General features: G+C 62.0%; 11 protein-coding genes. 7 read left to right on the top strand and 4 right to left on the bottom strand.

The genetic code is table 11. The features are described from left to right. The first annotated feature begins 41 nt into the window (after nucleotides 1-41). Genes NTU39_RS20780 through NTU39_RS20770 form a run of 3 tightly spaced genes read left to right on the top strand, consistent with a single transcriptional unit; the run spans nucleotide 42 to nucleotide 1328 of the window. On the top strand, nucleotides 42-413 hold the full coding sequence (locus tag NTU39_RS20780; protein WP_150664319.1) for an ArsR/SmtB family transcription factor: 372 nt from the start codon (nucleotides 42-44) through the stop codon (nucleotides 411-413). Nucleotides 414-435: 22 nt separating this feature from the next. Further along, nucleotides 436-882: a YeeE/YedE family protein gene (locus tag NTU39_RS20775; protein ID WP_257958459.1), complete on the top strand. Its 447-nt coding sequence runs from the start codon at nucleotides 436-438 to the stop codon at nucleotides 880-882. Continuing rightward, the gene (locus tag NTU39_RS20770) at nucleotides 879-1328 is read left to right on the top strand and encodes a DUF6691 family protein (RefSeq protein ID WP_257958458.1); all 450 of its coding nucleotides are present in this window, start codon (nucleotides 879-881) and stop codon (nucleotides 1326-1328) included. The genes NTU39_RS20775 and NTU39_RS20770 overlap by 4 nt, the downstream gene beginning before the upstream one ends. A 12-nt stretch (nucleotides 1329-1340) precedes the next feature. On the opposite strand, the gene NTU39_RS20765 is transcribed toward NTU39_RS20770, so the two are convergent. Together NTU39_RS20765 and NTU39_RS20760 are read right to left on the bottom strand one after the other, a co-directional pair. Beyond that, nucleotides 1341-2675: an MFS transporter gene (locus NTU39_RS20765; protein ID WP_257960119.1), complete on the bottom strand. Its 1335-nt coding sequence runs from the start codon at nucleotides 2673-2675 to the stop codon at nucleotides 1341-1343. A gap of 104 nt (nucleotides 2676-2779) precedes the next feature. Continuing rightward, nucleotides 2780-3418, bottom strand: a complete 639-nt coding sequence (locus NTU39_RS20760; RefSeq protein ID WP_150664315.1) for a GNAT family N-acetyltransferase — start codon at nucleotides 3416-3418, stop codon at nucleotides 2780-2782. A gap of 823 nt (nucleotides 3419-4241) precedes the next feature. Between NTU39_RS20760 and NTU39_RS20755 the strand changes: the two genes are divergently transcribed. Then, the gene (locus tag NTU39_RS20755; RefSeq protein ID WP_039400758.1) at nucleotides 4242-4535 is read left to right on the top strand and encodes an H-NS histone family protein; all 294 of its coding nucleotides are present in this window, start codon (nucleotides 4242-4244) and stop codon (nucleotides 4533-4535) included. 274 nt (nucleotides 4536-4809) lie between these two features. Here the strand turns inward: NTU39_RS20755 and NTU39_RS20750 are convergent, their stop codons facing one another. After that, nucleotides 4810-6087, bottom strand: a complete 1278-nt coding sequence (locus NTU39_RS20750; protein WP_150664314.1) for an ATP-binding protein — start codon at nucleotides 6085-6087, stop codon at nucleotides 4810-4812. Then, nucleotides 6084-6803, bottom strand: coding sequence for a response regulator (locus tag NTU39_RS20745; RefSeq protein WP_039400753.1), 720 nt, complete (start codon nucleotides 6801-6803; stop codon nucleotides 6084-6086). The genes NTU39_RS20750 and NTU39_RS20745 overlap by 4 nt, the downstream gene beginning before the upstream one ends. Nucleotides 6804-7430: 627 nt before the next feature. Between NTU39_RS20745 and NTU39_RS20740 the strand changes: the two genes are divergently transcribed. From NTU39_RS20740 to NTU39_RS20730, 3 genes are read left to right on the top strand one after another with little or no spacing between them, the layout of a single operon-like run. Further along, nucleotides 7431-8795: an MdtA/MuxA family multidrug efflux RND transporter periplasmic adaptor subunit gene (locus tag NTU39_RS20740; RefSeq protein WP_257958456.1), complete on the top strand. Its 1365-nt coding sequence runs from the start codon at nucleotides 7431-7433 to the stop codon at nucleotides 8793-8795. Between the two features lie 35 nt (nucleotides 8796-8830). Next, nucleotides 8831-12007: an MdtB/MuxB family multidrug efflux RND transporter permease subunit gene (locus tag NTU39_RS20735; RefSeq protein ID WP_257958455.1), complete on the top strand. Its 3177-nt coding sequence runs from the start codon at nucleotides 8831-8833 to the stop codon at nucleotides 12005-12007. Next, entirely contained in the window at nucleotides 12004-15168 is a 3165-nt protein-coding gene (locus NTU39_RS20730) for a multidrug efflux RND transporter permease subunit (RefSeq protein ID WP_150664312.1), read from the top strand. The genes NTU39_RS20735 and NTU39_RS20730 overlap by 4 nt, the downstream gene beginning before the upstream one ends. The last annotated feature ends 6 nt before the right edge of the window (nucleotides 15169-15174 follow it).

Below are 15174 nucleotides of genomic sequence, written 5' to 3'. Positions count from 1 at the left end.
TCTCGTCGCGGTCCGGTTTCCTGATTTGCATCGATCCTGCCATGCCACGAGTCACTGCGCTATCCCCTGTTGCGCCTGTCGACCCTCCTGCGGCTGTCGTCCCGGCTGCTTCGCTCGACCTCGCGCGCTTGCGTGCCGCGGCGCATGACGCGACGGCGCTGCTACGCGCCCTCGCCAACGAGGACCGTCTGCTTATCCTGTGTCAGCTCACACAGGGCGAGCTATCGGTGGGCGAACTCGAAGCGCAGCTCGATATTCGGCAGCCGACGCTCTCTCAGCAACTCGCCGTCTTGCGCAGCGAAGCGTTGGTGACGACGCGGCGCGACGGCAAGCGCATCTACTACGCCGTGGCCGACGGCGCGGTGCTCGCGGTGCTGGCGTGTCTCTACGATCAGTTCTGTCCGAAATCCTGATTCCTCGAAGGAGGCACTCCTCATGACACTCGACACTCTTCATTTCACGCCGTGGGGATCACTCGCCGGTGGCGTGCTGATCGGCATTGCTGCCGTCTGGCTGATGTTGTCTGCCGGACGGATTGCAGGCATCTCCGGCATTGCGGGCGGGTTGTTGCGGCCTCGTGCGGGCGACGTGGCCTGGCGCGTCGCATTCATCGTTGGCCTGATGGCTGCGCCGTGGGTGTACCGCGCCGTGGCGATCGTGCCCGACGTGCAGGTGGAGGCGAGCACGGCGATGCTCGTCGCTGCGGGCCTGCTGGTCGGCTTTGGCACCCGGCTCGGCTCGGGCTGTACCAGCGGACACGGTGTGTGCGGGCTGTCGCGTCTGTCGTGGCGCTCGCTCGTCGCAACGCTGTGCTTTATGGCGACGGGATTCCTGACAGTCTACGTCGTACGTCATGTGCTTCACGTCGGAGGTGCCGCATGAAGAAGATTCTCTTCGCCCTTATCGGCGGTCTGGTGTTCGGGGTGGGACTGATCCTCGCGGGCATGGCAAATCCCGCAAAGGTGCTCGGGTTTCTGGACATCGCAGGCAAATGGGACCCGTCGCTCGCCTTCGTGATGGGCGGTGCGGTCGCGGTGGGACTCGTGGGGTTTCGGCTTGCACAGTCGCAGGCGCTGGCGTGGACCGGCGAGCCTCGTGTCTGGCCTGCCTTGAAGGGGCTCGACAAGCGGCTGGTGGGCGGCGCGTTGCTGTTCGGCGTCGGCTGGGGGATCGCCGGGATTTGCCCTGGTCCCGCGCTCGTGCTGCTTGGCGCGGGATCGGGCAAAGCGCTGGTGTTCGTCGTCGCGATGGTCGTCGGCATGGCGGTGCATGCCGTCGTCACCTCAGGCGATTCGGCCTCCTCCGCCAGCGGGAAAGCCGCGAAGTAACGTCCCCCGGGGTCAGTGCTTGCGTGCGAGTTCCGTACCGGCGTCCGCAGGCAGTTGCCGCGTGACGGGAATGGATAGCCAGGAGAACAGGCCGATCACGAGGAAGGCCGGGAGGAAGTCGCTGGCGACCAGTTCGGTGTGGCCAGCCAGTCGGCTGCTCGCCTGAAGCACCATCCCCGAAATCGTCACCCCAAGCCCCAGCGACAGTTGCTGAACGACGCTGGCGAGACTGGTGGCGCGACTCGCATCCTCGCTCGCGATGTCGGCGTAGACGATGGAGTTCAGGCAGGTGAATTGCAATGAGGGGAAGAAGCCACCGAACGCCACGACGCCTAGCATGACGATGACCGGCGTATTGTGTGTGAAGAGGCCGTATGAGGCGAGCGCCAGCCCGGCTAGCCCGGCGTTCACGATAAGCACCTGGCGGAAGCCGAATCGCGCCAGCACCCGCTGGGCAATCGCTTTCATGAAGATCGCGCCGAACGCCGAGGCGCAGGTGATCATGCCGGACTCGAACGGGTCCATGTGCAGACCTTCCTGCAACGCCAGCGGCAACAGGAATGGCACCGCACCCAGGCCAATGCGAAAGAGCGAACCGCCGACCACGCTCGCATGGAACGTGGGGATGCGCATGAGACGAAAGTCCAGCAGCGGCGCTTCGACACGATTAGCGTGTCGCCAGTAGGCGTAGACGAATACGCCGCCGAGCACGCACATAGTGATCACGAGCGTGTCGCTGACCTGATGCTCGCCGATCATTGCCAACCCCAGCATCAGCAGACCGCTGCCGAGCGCCGAGAGAATAAAGCCGATCGCGTCCAGCGGACCTGCATCGCCGCCGCGCTCGTTATCGATGTACTTCCCCGCGAGATAGATGCCGAGCAGACTCACGGGAATATTGACGAAGAAGATCCAGCGCCAGTGCAGATAGGCGGTGATAGCGCCTCCGAGCGGCGGGCCGATGACCGGGCCGAGCAGGGCGGGCATGGTCAGATACCCAATGGCTTTCACCAGATCGTGCTTGGGCACCGCCCGGAAGATCACGAGCCGGCCGACCGGCACCATCATCGCGCCGCCCACGCCTTGCAGGAAGCGGGCAAAGACGAACGTCGGCAGCGAAAACGACACCGCGCAGAGAATAGAGCCGACCATGAAGATGCCGATGGCAGTGCGGAACACATTGCGCGCGCCGAAGCGGTCGGAGACCCATCCGCAGATCGGAATGAAGATGCCCAGCCCGACCACGTATGCGGTGAGCGCCATCTTCAGTGAAATCGGATCCTGATGGAGGTCGCGTGCCATGGCTGGCAGCGAGGTAGTGATCACCGTGGCGTCGATGTTCTCCATGAACAAAGCGCAGGCGATGATGAGCGGGATGATGACGGCGCGCGACACGATGGGGGAACGGCTGGCGCAAAGACTCGGATTCTCCCACGATTTAAGCGTCCGCTTCAATCTCGCAAGCGACGTTCATCCCTTGTGTGCCGCCAATCGGCGGCGTCCAGCCGGTAAAGCACATGACGGCGCAGCCGGTGGCCAGGCGGAATCAGCGGGTGCAGAAAGTCTTCGTCGGGACAGTGGCGCATGCCGATGCGTTGCATTACGGCGCGTGAGCGAACGTTGGCAGGCACCGTGAAGGAAACGAGATCGTCCATGCCAAGCGTCTCGAAGGCGTAACGGGCAGCGGCGTTGGCAGCTTCCGTTGCATATCCCTCCGACCACCAGGCGCGCGCGAGCCGCCAGCCGATTTCGACGGCCGGAATGAAGGGCGCGTCGAACCCGACGCGCATCAGCCCGACGAATCCCGCGAACGGCGTGACGCCAGGGATCTCCAGCGCCCACGGGCCGTAGCCGTGGGTGTCCAGATGCTGGGCCAGACGGAGCGCGACGGCGTCGCTCTGTGCTCGATCGAGCGTCGTTGGAAAGTGGCGCATGACTTCTCGATCGGCGTTGAGCGCGGCGAATAGCGGCAGGTCGCTGGTGCGCCACTGTCGCAGGATCGTGCGGTCGGTCGTGATCGAGGGTGCCTCGGTGTCGAAAGGCGAGTGTGAATCCGTTGCCGTCGTCGATGTCGTCATGCGTTCCTTCATGCGTCCCAATCCGTAGGAGAGCGACGCCAATTCAATTCGGGAATTGGCGATTTCGGTTAATCAGCAAAAGCTTAATTTGACTGTCGGGGTTATGGCATTCCATCCGGATGGCCCGACAGCGCTGGCTTTGGCGGGCATCGGGATGTTGGCGTATTAGCTTATCTTACGAAAACTTCCAGGATCCGTGAAATCAGATTCCCGTATGGGTTTGACGTATACGTCAACAAAAAATGACAGTTTGCCTCACGTCGCAATTTATCCCTATGCCGACTTGTGGACGCTCTTCGCCTGAAATGCGGTCGATAGGTCGACGTATTTTGCTAAATCCTCAACTCAACTTATCCGTAAATTGCGGCAGTCGGTTGAGAATTGTCCGAATGATTACGGTGCTTCGGATAACAGAATGATCGGATTGCAGTTAAATATTTGTGATCGTATATTTTGATGCGTCGATTTATGTGAAAACGCGATCCGTCGGGCGACTCGAAGGGATAGACGGGGGAAAGCTTTCTAACCCTTGCAGCATGAAGCGTGAACCAATAGTGCCGTGTGGAGTCCTCATCACCGGCCAGTGGATTCACCGCATATTGCAAGGAAATTGACGGTGACCCCAACTTGATTTCGGAGGGGTTATGGGTGAAGGACTGTGACGGCAATCACGGATATATGCCCCGATTCTGTGCATTTTCTGAAGCGTCCCTCGGACAATTCAATGCAATTTCTGCCTCCACAGACTCATTTGATGGAAATGCGGTTTTCAAATTATTAAAACTCGTGCTATTTTAAGTGGCGATCCATTTTTAACAAGGTAAGGACACGCCAGATGGCAAGCTATAAGGAACTCGTCGCGCAACGCGACAAAATCGAAAAGCAGATCGAAGAGGCCCGCGCCCGTGAAGTGGCTCAGGTCATTGCCGCAGTCAAACAGAAGATCGAGGAATACGAGCTCACCGCGAAGGATCTCGGTCTCGCTACGACGGACGGCCGCCGCCGCCCGGCCCGTGCGCCCATCGCTCCGAAGTACCGCAACCCCGAGACCGGCGAAGTTTGGTCGGGCCGTGGTCGCGCGCCGAAGTGGATTGGCAAGAGCCGCGAGAAATTCCTGATTGCGAAGTAATTCGCCGGCGTTAGCCGGACTGGCATTGCCGGTCACATGCCAGGGAGGTTGGGGAGTCAATGTCGCTGTGCCTCACTCGCACAGTCTTTGCCATCTCCATCGTGTCCCTGTGAGCAGTAAAGCGCAGCCCAGTAGTCGCATTGCCCCCCAACCCGGATCGCCTGGCTGTGGCTTGATGTGATGCAGTGCCGTAAAAGTCAAAACCCGCCGTTCGTTAATCGACGGCGGGTTTTTTCATTGGCTGGGAATCGGTGCGGGCGTGGGCGTGTTCGTCTTATCCCTCGGCGCTGGGATCGTCAGGCGGGAACATCAACGTGACTTGCAGACCGCCCGAGGCGCGGTTGGCGAAGGAGACGCGTCCGCCGAGTTGCTGCGTGAGCTTATCGACGATGGCGAGGCCGAGACCGCAATGGGCATTGCCGCCGCGCGCCGGATCAAGGCGCACGAACGGGCGCACGATGCGATTGATGTCTTCGTTGGGAATGCCCGGGCCGCTGTCCTCGATCACGAGACGCCAGCCGCTTGCGTCCTGTGACGTGCGGATCGTCAGCGGCGCGCGGCCGTACGTCACGGCGTTATCGAGCAGGTTATTCACGATGCGCTCCAGATACGTCTGGCGCAGCTTGAAGCCGGGTCCTGCCTGCAAGTCCAGGTCGATGGTGTATCCCTGATCGAGGAACGGCGCGATCAGCGACGGGATACGGGCTTCGACGGGCGAGGCGGCGCTGTCTAGTTCCACGCCACGCGCGAACAGCAGGAACTGGTCGACGATGCGTGTCATCGATTCAGCGTCGCGGGTGATGCCTTCACTCATTTGTACGTCGTCGAGCATCTCGGCGCGCAGACGCAACCGCGCGAGCGGCGTTTTCAGATCGTGCGCAATACCGGCGAGCATCGTATTGCGCTCACGATCCGTCTGCACGATGTCCTGACTCATGCGATTAAAACGCTCCGTCAATTGCCGCAGCTCCAGCGGGCCGCGCTCTTTGACCTGCGTTCGAACACGATGGGTCGCCAGTTGTTCGGCGGCGGCCGCCATGTCCCGCACCGGACGCTGCAATTGCCATGCGGCGAACAACGCGAAGATGACGGTAATCCCCAGCACGGCGGCCAGACCCGGCAGAATCGTCGCCGTCCCCGGCGGATTTCGTACGGACAATACGGGGGTCGCGATCCAGTAGTCACGACCCGGCAGACGCGCCCAGATCCGTGGCGGCGGCGTGCGCTCCACGCGCAATTGCGTGCCCGCGGGCAGACGGCGGGCGAGTTCGGTCGTCAGGCGCGCGCTCTTGCTGGCCGGTTCGAAAACATCGCCATGCGCGAACGAGACGGGCACGACCTGAACGAGATCAGGGAGCGTGAGCGTCGATTTACCTTCGTGGACTTCGGACGCCGCCTTGATGATGAACGCCATCTGTTCGGCGGCGTTCTGCACGCGCGTCTCGTCGTGATCGCTGCGAAGGATCGTGAGATACGAGAAGTGACTGATGACCAGCGCCGCGATGATTAGCACCGCGAGTCGGCCGAACAGCGTGTCAAAACGACCTTTCATGCGGTGGCCATGTCGGCGCGTTGGCCGTCGGGAACAAAGATATAGCCGCGCCCGCGCACGGTCTGAATAAAGCGTGGGCTTTGCGCGTCCTCATCGAGCAGACGGCGCAGGCGCCAGATCTGCACGTCGATGCCGCGATCGTTCACGTCGCTGTCGGCACCGTAAAGCAATTCGATAATGCGTTCGCGCGACAAGACCTGCATCGCGTGGTTCACCAGCAGCCGCAGCAGGCCGTATTCGCCATCCGAGAGCGTGAGCAGCTGCGAGTCGCGGGTCAGCGTGCGGCTGCGGAAGTCGAGCATGAACGGGCCGAACGCGTAATTCTCGCGCTGCTCCGGCACGGCGGCGTCGGGCGTCTTGCGACGGCGCAACACCGCGTTGATGCGCGCGAGCAGTTCGCGCGGGCTGAAGGGCTTGCCCAAATAGTCGTCGGCCCCGATTTCCAGCCCGACGATACGGTCGATCTCGTCGCTGCGTGCGGTGAGCAGAATCACCGGCACGTCGTCGTTGCGCGCGCGCAGGTCGCGCAGTGCGGTCAGGCCGTCCACCTTGGGCATCATCAGGTCGAGCACGATCAGGGCGGGGCGCTCGCGCTCAAGGCGTGCGGCCAGCCCTTCGCCGTCGTGCATGACTGCAACGGAGAAGCCGTGGCGGCTCAAATACTCGCGCAGCAGGTCACGCAGATCGGGATCGTCGTCGACAACAAGAATCTTCATATTCGCTCGGACAGGTTGTGTCGTCATGATAGTGGCCTCGCTGCGCGGCTTTGTACGTGTTTTGTTTCCGGAAATTACAGTCTTGGTCGCCTGTAACGATGCGTAATAATAGTGCGAGCCGCGATAACGCAGGAAACGCGCACGAATTTCATCGGCGTCGAGTAAGCTTCGGTCTCTTAATCAGACTGCCTGATTAGCCCTGACGGAATCGGTTTTGCCAGTGTTTCGTCGCGCGTCGTCCTTAACGGGCGGTCGGTCTGGCAGTAAATCGCACACCCAATCGCACGTCTCACCTCACGGGACGCTGCGCCAAGGCACTGCACAGCGATGCACGGCAAGGCGATGCAAGGCATCGGTGGACACGATCGGGGGGCAGGCGCGAACCATCGTTCGTCCGGCCGGTCATTTAGCAGCGTCGGACAATTCCGATCAACGGCACAGAGGAAACTCTTGTAACAAGCCATCCCATCGAGCTGTTACAACCGTCTGCTATGCTGGTCAGCCAATGAGGTGCATGCCGCTGTTTCGGGGCTTCCCGGGCAGTTTGCCGCGCCGCAGCAAACCAAAGAAAAGAACGTCGTCCGCATTGGACGAATCCGCCAACTACTCCGCTGTTACGAGGAAGTCATGACCGAGCACGGTCCCCACGGTTCCGAAAAACCGAACGGTTCTGAGCGTTCGCCTGCCCCGCAGGTGCCGCCGACACCCCCGGTTTCGCCGACATCCACCGAGCCGTCGCGCAAGCGTCGCTGGCTTGTGCCGGGCATTCTCGGAATGATCGTCGTGCTTATCGCCGGGGGTGTTTACTACCGTCTGCACTCGCAGAACGCGCAGGGACCGGCACAGACCGGTGGCCGCCGGGGCGGTCCGCCAGCAGGCATGGCAGGCGCGGGTGCACCGGCTACACCAGTCACGGCAGTCGCGGCGAAGACCGGCGATCTGCCGGTGTTCCTCAACGGGCTGGGCACCGTCACGCCGACACGCAGCGTCACTGTGCACTCGCGCGTGGACGGCCAGCTCATGAAGATCCACTTCAAGGAAGGCGATCTCGTCAAGGCGGGGCAGTTGCTCGCCGAGATCGATCCGCGTCCGTTCCAGGTGCAGGTCACCCAGATGGAAGGCCAACTGGCGCGCGATCAGGCGCTGCTCAAGAATGCGCAGCTTGACCTCGTACGATACGAAACGCTGCTCAAGCAAGATTCGATTGCCACGCAGACGGTCGACACGCAGCGCGCGCTCGTCAAGCAGTACGAAGGGACGGTCAAGTCCGATCAGGGCCAGCTCGACAATGCTCGCCTGCAACTGACCTATGCGAGCGTCACGGCACCGGTCTCCGGCCTCGCGGGTCTGCGTCAGGTCGATCCGGGCAACATCATCCACGCTTCGGATACCAACGGGATCGTCATCATCAACGAAGTCACGCCGATCACCGTGGTCTACACCATTCCCGAAGACAACCTGCCGAAGGTCGTCAAGCGCTCGCGCGGCGGCGAGACGCTGCCCGTCGAGGCGTTCGACCGGGCAGGCAAGACCAAGCTGGCCGACGGCAAGCTCGCCTCCATCGACAACCAGATCGATACGACGACGGGCACGGTCAAGCTCAAGGCCGAGTTCGCCAACGCCGACGGCATGCTGTTCCCAAATCAGTTCGTCAACGTGAAGATGCTGGTGGACACGCTCAAGGGTGTGACGCTCATCCCGAGCGCGGCAGTGCAGCGCGGCACGCAGGGCAGCTTTGTCTACACCGTTCAGCCGGATCAGACGGTCAAGCTCAAGACGGTGAAGCTCGGCCCGACCGACGGCACGAACATGGCGGTGGAGTCCGGGATCGATCCGGGCGAGAAGCTCGTGATCGACGGCATGGACAAACTGCGCGATGGCGCGAAGGTCGAAGTGATCACGGCAGAGAGCCGAGCCGCAGCGGTTGCGCCGCGTGCCCCGGGCGATAAGCGTAACGGTAACGGCGGTGCGCATCGCCGTCAGGCGCAGTGAGTCACACCCCGCAGTGAGCTAGATTAACGTCGCTAATGAATCCGTCACGTCAGTTTATTCTCCGACCGGTCGCCACATCGTTGCTGATGCTGGCGATTCTGCTCGCCGGTTTCGTCGCTTACCGGCTGTTGCCGCTCTCGGCACTGCCGGAAGTCGACTATCCGACCATTCAGGTCGTCACGCTGTATCCGGGCGCGAGCCCCGATGTGATGACCTCATCGGTGACCGCGCCGTTGGAGCGTCAGTTCGGGCAGATGCCGGGGCTGAACCAGATGTCGTCGACCAGCTCGGGCGGGGCGTCGGTGATTACGCTTCAGTTCTCGCTCGACCTCGGCCTCGACGTGGCCGAGCAGGAGGTGCAGGCCGCGATCAACAGCGCCAGCAACCTGCTGCCGAGCGATCTGCCGATGCCGCCGATTTACAACAAGGTCAATCCGGCGGACACCCCGATCCTGACGTTGGCGATCATGTCGAAGACCATGCCGCTGCCGAAGCTGCAGGATCTTGTCGACACGCGCGTGGCGCAGAAGATTTCACAGTTGCCGGGCATCGGTCTGGTGAGTATTTCCGGCGGGCAACGCCCGGCCGTGCGCATTCAGGTCAACCCGCGTGCCATCACCTCCTATGGGCTGAACATCGAAGACGTTCGTACTTCGATTGCGGCTGCCAACGTCAATCAGGCGAAGGGGAGTTTCGACGGTCCGCTGCGCGCTTCGACCATCGACGCCAACGACCAGTTGGCGTCGGCAGACGAATACCGCAATCTCGTCATCGCCTATAAGAATGGCGGGCCGATTCGTCTGTCCGACATTGCCGATGTGATCGACGGCGCAGAAAACACCAAGCTCGCCGCGTGGGCCGACACCACCCCGGCCATCGTGCTGAACGTACAACGCCAGCCGGGTGCGAACGTGATCGAGACCGTCAATAAGGTCAAGGCGTTGCTTCCGCAATTGCAGGCGGCGCTGCCGGGCAGCATCGACGTGCAACTGCTGACCGATCGCACCACGACGATCCGTGCGTCGGTTTCGGACGTTCAGTTCGAACTGATTCTTGCCGTCGCTCTGGTGGTGATGGTGATTTTCGTCTTCCTGCGCAACGTATCGGCCACCATTATTCCGAGTGTCGCGGTGCCGCTCTCGCTGATCGGCACCTTCGGCGTGATGTATCTCGCTGGCTTCTCGATCAATAACCTGACGCTGATGGCGCTGACGATTGCGACCGGTTTCGTGGTCGATGACGCCATCGTAATGATCGAGAACATCGCCCGGTATATGGAGCAGGGTGAGAAGCCGTTGCAGGCGGCGCTCAAGGGGGCCGAGCAGATCGGCTTCACCATCATTTCGCTCACGTTCTCGCTGATTGCCGTGCTGATTCCGCTGCTGTTCATGGGCGACGTGGTGGGGCGGCTGTTTCGCGAGTTCGCGGTGACGTTGGCGGTATCGATTCTGATTTCGGCCGTGGTGTCGCTGACGCTGACGCCGATGATGTGCGCCAAGTTGCTGCGTCACGTGCCTGATGAGAAGCAGGGCAAGTTCTATCGCAAGACCGGCGAGTTGTTCGATCGCATTATTGCGAAGTACGGCGAATGGCTCACGTGGGTACTCGATCGTCAGCCGGCCACTTTGCTCGTCGCGCTCGGCACGCTGGTGCTGACGGTGCTGCTCTATATGTGGGTGCCCAAGGGCTTCTTCCCGGTCCAGGACACCGGCGTGATCCAGGGCATTTCCGAAGCGCCGCAGTCCATTTCGTTTGCGGCGATGGGCGAGCGTCAGCAGGCGCTGGTCGCCGAGGTGCTCAAGGATCCCGCAGTCGAGTCGGTGTCGTCGTTCATCGGTGTGGATGGTGTGAACGCAACGCTCAACAGCGGGCGTCTGCTCATCAACCTAAAAGACAAGGCGACGCGCGGGATCGACGCCTCCGAGGTGATTCGCCGCATTCAGCCTGAAGTCGCGAAGGTCCCGGGCATCGCGCTCTATATGCAGCCGGTGCAGGATCTGACGATTGAAGACCGCATCAGCCGCACGCAGTATCAGTTCACGTTGCAGGATCCGAGTCTGGATACGCTGGGCGTCTGGGTGCCGAAGCTCGTCGACAAGCTGCAACACGTGCCGCAACTGGCCGACGTGACAAGCGACTTGCAGGTCAACGGCTTGCAGGCGTATGTGGAGATCGACCGCGATACGGCGAGTCGTCTGGGCGTGACGCCTGCGGCTGTCGATCAGACGCTATATAGCGCCTTCGGTCAGCGTCTGATTTCCACGATCTATACGCAGGCGTCGCAGTATCGCGTGGTCCTGGAAGTGGCTAACGACTTCCAGCGCGGGCCGGATGCGCTCAAGGGCATTTACGTCGCGTCGACGACTGGCGTGCAGGTGCCGCTCACGTCGTTCGCGAAGATTATCGAGAAACCCACACCGTTGGCGATCAACCATCAGGCGCAGTTCCCGGCGGCGACGATCTCGTTCAATCTGGCCAAGGGTGCATCGCTTGGCGAAGCGGTGAAGGCGATTACCGAAGCGGAACAGTCCATCGGCTTGCCGGTGAGCACGCAGACGACTTTCCAGGGCGCTGCGCAGGCGTTCCAGGCGTCGCTCTCGAATACGCTGTGGCTGATTCTCGCGGCGGTCGTCACGATGTACATCGTGCTGGGCGTGCTCTACGAGAGCTACATCCATCCGATTACCATTTTGTCGACGCTGCCGTCTGCCGGCGTCGGCGCGCTGCTTGCGCTCATGGTCTCGGGCAACGACATCAGCATCATCGCGATCATCGGCATCATTCTGCTGATCGGTATCGTGAAGAAGAACGCCATCATGATGATCGACTTCGCGCTCGAAGCGGAGCGCGAACACGGCATGGCACCGCGCGAGGCGATTTATCAGGCGTGTCTGCTGCGTTTCAGGCCGATTCTGATGACGACGATGGCTGCCGTGCTGGGCGCACTGCCGCTGATGCTCGGCTCCGGTGTCGGCTCCGAGTTGCGTCAGCCGCTCGGTATCACGATGGTCGGTGGTCTCATGGTCAGTCAGGTGCTCACGCTCTTCACCACGCCGGTGATCTACTTGTGGTTCGACCGTTTGGCGCTGCGGGCGCGGGCGTGGCGCGAGCGCCGTTTCGGACCGTCGGATAGCGAAGGCCACGACGATCATGGCGGCCCGGGGGGGACTGGTCCCGCTGGTGCGGTGACCACGGACGGTCCGGCACGATGAACCTGTCTGCTGTCTTCATCAAGCGCTCGGTCGCGACCGTTCTGCTCACCATCGGGGTGACGCTGGCGGGCATCGTTGCCTTCGGGCTGTTGCCTGTCTCGCCATTGCCGCAGGTGGACTTTCCGACGATCTCGGTCTCGGCGTCGCTGCCCGGCGCGAGTCCGGAAACGATGGCGGCCAGCGTGGCCACGCCGCTGGAGCGTTCGCTCGGGCGCATCGCCGGTGTGACGGAAATGACGTCGAACAGTTCGCTCGGCTCAACCCGCATCACACTGCAATTCGACCTTTCGCGCGATATCAACGGCGCGGCACGCGACGTGCAGGCGGCCATCAACGCGGCACGCAGCTTGCTGCCGACGGGATTGCCGAGCAATCCGACCTACCGCAAGGTGAACCCGGCGAGTGCACCGGTGATGATCATTGCGCTGACGTCCGAGAGCATGACGCGCGGCCAGATGTACGACGCGGCATCGACCATCCTCGCGCAGAAGATCTCGCAACTCGAAGGGGTGGGCGATGTGACGGTGGGCGGCAGCTCGCTTCCGGCGGTGCGCGTCGAACTCAATCCCACGGCGCTCAACAAGTATCAGATTCCGCTGGAGACGGTGCGTACGGCCATTCAGGCCGTGAATGCGAACCGACCGAAGGGCGCGCTTGAAGACGGCGACCGCCGCTGGCAGATTCTTGCCAACGATCAGGCGAAGACGGCCAAGGAATACCTGCCGGTCATCGTTGCCTATCAGGACGGGCGTCCGGTGCGACTCTCCGATATCGCCGACGTGGTCGATTCGGTGCAGGACGTGCGCAACGCCGGTTCCGCCAACGGCAAGCCCTCGGTGCTGCTCATCATTACGACGCAGCCCGGCGCGAACATCATCCAGACGGTCGACGGCATCAACAAGATCCTGCCGAACCTGCGCGCTTCGATTCCGGCGGCGATCAATCTCGACGTGGTGATGGACCGCACGCCGACGATCCGTGCGTCGCTCAAGGAGGTCGAGCGCACGCTGCTGATCTCGATTGCGCTTGTGATCATGGTCGTGTTCCTGTTCCTGCGGAACTGGCGCGCCACACTGATTCCGAGCGTGGCCGTGCCGGTCTCGCTTATCGGCACGTTCGGGATCATGTATCTGTGCGGTTTCAGTCTCGATAACCTGTCGCTCATGGCGCTTACGATTGCGACCGGCTTTGTCGTCGACGACGCCATCGTGGTGCTGGAGAACATCTCCCGGCATATCGAAGAGGGCTTAAGTCCGTTCGCGGCGGCGCTCAAAGGGACGCGTGAAGTCGGCTTTACCGTGCTCTCGATGAGCATTTCGCTGGTGGCGGTGTTCATCCCGCTGCTGCTCATGGGCGGCATCGTCGGCCGCCTGTTCCGCGAGTTTGCGGTCACGCTGTCGGCGGCGATCATGGTCTCGCTGGTCGTTTCGCTGACGACCACGCCAATGATGTGCGCGAGGCTGCTCAAAGGGCGGGCCGCACCGGGTGTGCCCGCTGGCACCGCGCCGCTTGTGCCTGAACCGCCCAAACCACCTTCCATCTGGATGCGTATGGGCAACTGGACTGAGCGCATGTTCGACGCGATGCTGCGCGAGTACGAGCGTTCGCTCGCGTGGGCGCTGCGCCACGGCCCGCTCATGCTGCTGATTCTGCTGGCGACGATCTGTCTGAACGTCTGGCTCTACATGGTAGTGCCGAAAGGTTTCTTCCCGCAGCAGGACACCGGGCGCATGATCGGCTTCATTCAGGCCGATCAGGCGATCTCGTTCCAGGCGATGGAGAAGAAGCTCTCGGACTTCATCAAGATCGTGCAGGCCGATCCCGATGTGGCAACGGTCACGGGCTTCACCGGCGGGTCGAATCGCAATGGCGGTTCGATGTTCGTCACGCTCAAGCCGTTGGGCGAGCGAAAGCTTACGGCCGATCAGGTGATTGCGCGTCTGCGGGGCAAACTGGCCAAGGAGCCGGGTGCGATGCTGTACCTGCAATCCGTGCAGGACATTCGCGTGGGTGGGCGTTCGAGCAACGCGCAGTATCAATACACCCTGCAGGCGGACGACCTCCAGCAGTTGCGGGAGTGGGAACCGAAGGTGCGCAACGCGATTTCGCGTCTGCCGAATCTCACCGACGTGAACACCGATCAGCAGGACAAGGGCCTGCAGACCACGCTCGACGTCGATCGCGATCAGGCGTCGCGGCTCGGTCTGACGATGAGCCAGATCGACAACGTGCTCAACGACGCGTTTGGTCAGCGTCAGGTCTCGACCATCTACAACCCGCTCAATCAGTACAAGGTCGTGATGGAAGTGGCCCCGCAATGGTGGCAGAGTCCGGAGTCGCTCAAGGACATTTACGTGGTGACGTCGGCGGGAGCTCAGGTGCCGCTTTCGGCCTTCGCACGTTATCGTCCGACGAATACGGCATTGGGCGTCTCGCATCAGGGGCAGTTCGCCGCGAGTACGATTTCGTTCAACCTGCCGGCGGGCGTCTCGCTCTCGCAGGCGCAGGCGTCGATCAACGATGCGGTGGGGCGTCTTGGCATGCCGACGTCGGTGCAGGGCAGCTTCCAGGGCACGGCACAGGCGTTCCAGTCGGCATTGTCCTCGCAGCCCATCCTGATTCTGACGGCGCTGCTGACGGTGTATATCGTGCTGGGCGTGCTCTATGAGAGTTACATCCACCCGCTCACGATTCTGTCGACGTTGCCGTCGGCGGGCGTTGGCGCTTTGCTGGCGCTACTGCTGTTCAATACCGAGTTCAGCATCATCGCGCTCATCGGCGTGATTCTGCTGATCGGCATCGTGAAGAAGAACGCGATCATGATGATCGACTTTGCGCTCGATGCGGAGCGGCGTCAGAACCTGCCGCCGCGTGAGGCGATCTTCAAGGCGTGCGTGCTGCGCTTTCGTCCGATCATGATGACGACGATGGCTGCCATGCTAGGCGCGATTCCGCTGGCGCTGGGTACCGGCGACGGCGCGGAACTGCGCCAGCCGCTCGGTATTTCCATCGTGGGCGGCCTGTTGGTGAGCCAAGTACTGACGCTCTATACGACGCCGGTTGTGTATCTGTATCTCGACCGTGTGCGGCTGCGCTGGATGCGCTGGCGTGCACGTGGCCAGACTGGCCACAGCGATGTTGGGGAGGTTGGCCATGGCTGATGCAAT

The organism is Pandoraea commovens (genome assembly GCF_024704525.1).
GTDB classification, from domain to species: domain Bacteria; phylum Pseudomonadota; class Gammaproteobacteria; order Burkholderiales; family Burkholderiaceae; genus Pandoraea; species Pandoraea commovens.
This window is presented reverse-complemented; position numbering and strand designations above follow the sequence as displayed.

Coding starts and splice junctions, on each gene's coding strand:
- NTU39_RS20730 (WP_150664312.1), top strand. CDS start 12,004: ATGAACCTGTCTGCTGTCTTCATCAAGCGCTCGGTCGCGACCGTTCTG.
- NTU39_RS20745 (WP_039400753.1), bottom strand. CDS start 6,803: ATGAAGATTCTTGTTGTCGACGACGATCCCGATCTGCGTGACCTGCTG.
- NTU39_RS20780 (WP_150664319.1), top strand. CDS start 42: ATGCCACGAGTCACTGCGCTATCCCCTGTTGCGCCTGTCGACCCTCCT.
- NTU39_RS20755 (WP_039400758.1), top strand. CDS start 4,242: ATGGCAAGCTATAAGGAACTCGTCGCGCAACGCGACAAAATCGAAAAG.
- NTU39_RS20770 (WP_257958458.1), top strand. CDS start 879: ATGAAGAAGATTCTCTTCGCCCTTATCGGCGGTCTGGTGTTCGGGGTG.
- NTU39_RS20750 (WP_150664314.1), bottom strand. CDS start 6,087: ATGAAAGGTCGTTTTGACACGCTGTTCGGCCGACTCGCGGTGCTAATC.
- NTU39_RS20740 (WP_257958456.1), top strand. CDS start 7,431: ATGACCGAGCACGGTCCCCACGGTTCCGAAAAACCGAACGGTTCTGAG.
- NTU39_RS20735 (WP_257958455.1), top strand. CDS start 8,831: ATGAATCCGTCACGTCAGTTTATTCTCCGACCGGTCGCCACATCGTTG.
- NTU39_RS20775 (WP_257958459.1), top strand. CDS start 436: ATGACACTCGACACTCTTCATTTCACGCCGTGGGGATCACTCGCCGGT.
- NTU39_RS20760 (WP_150664315.1), bottom strand. CDS start 3,418: ATGAAGGAACGCATGACGACATCGACGACGGCAACGGATTCACACTCG.
- NTU39_RS20765 (WP_257960119.1), bottom strand. CDS start 2,675: ATGGAGAACATCGACGCCACGGTGATCACTACCTCGCTGCCAGCCATG.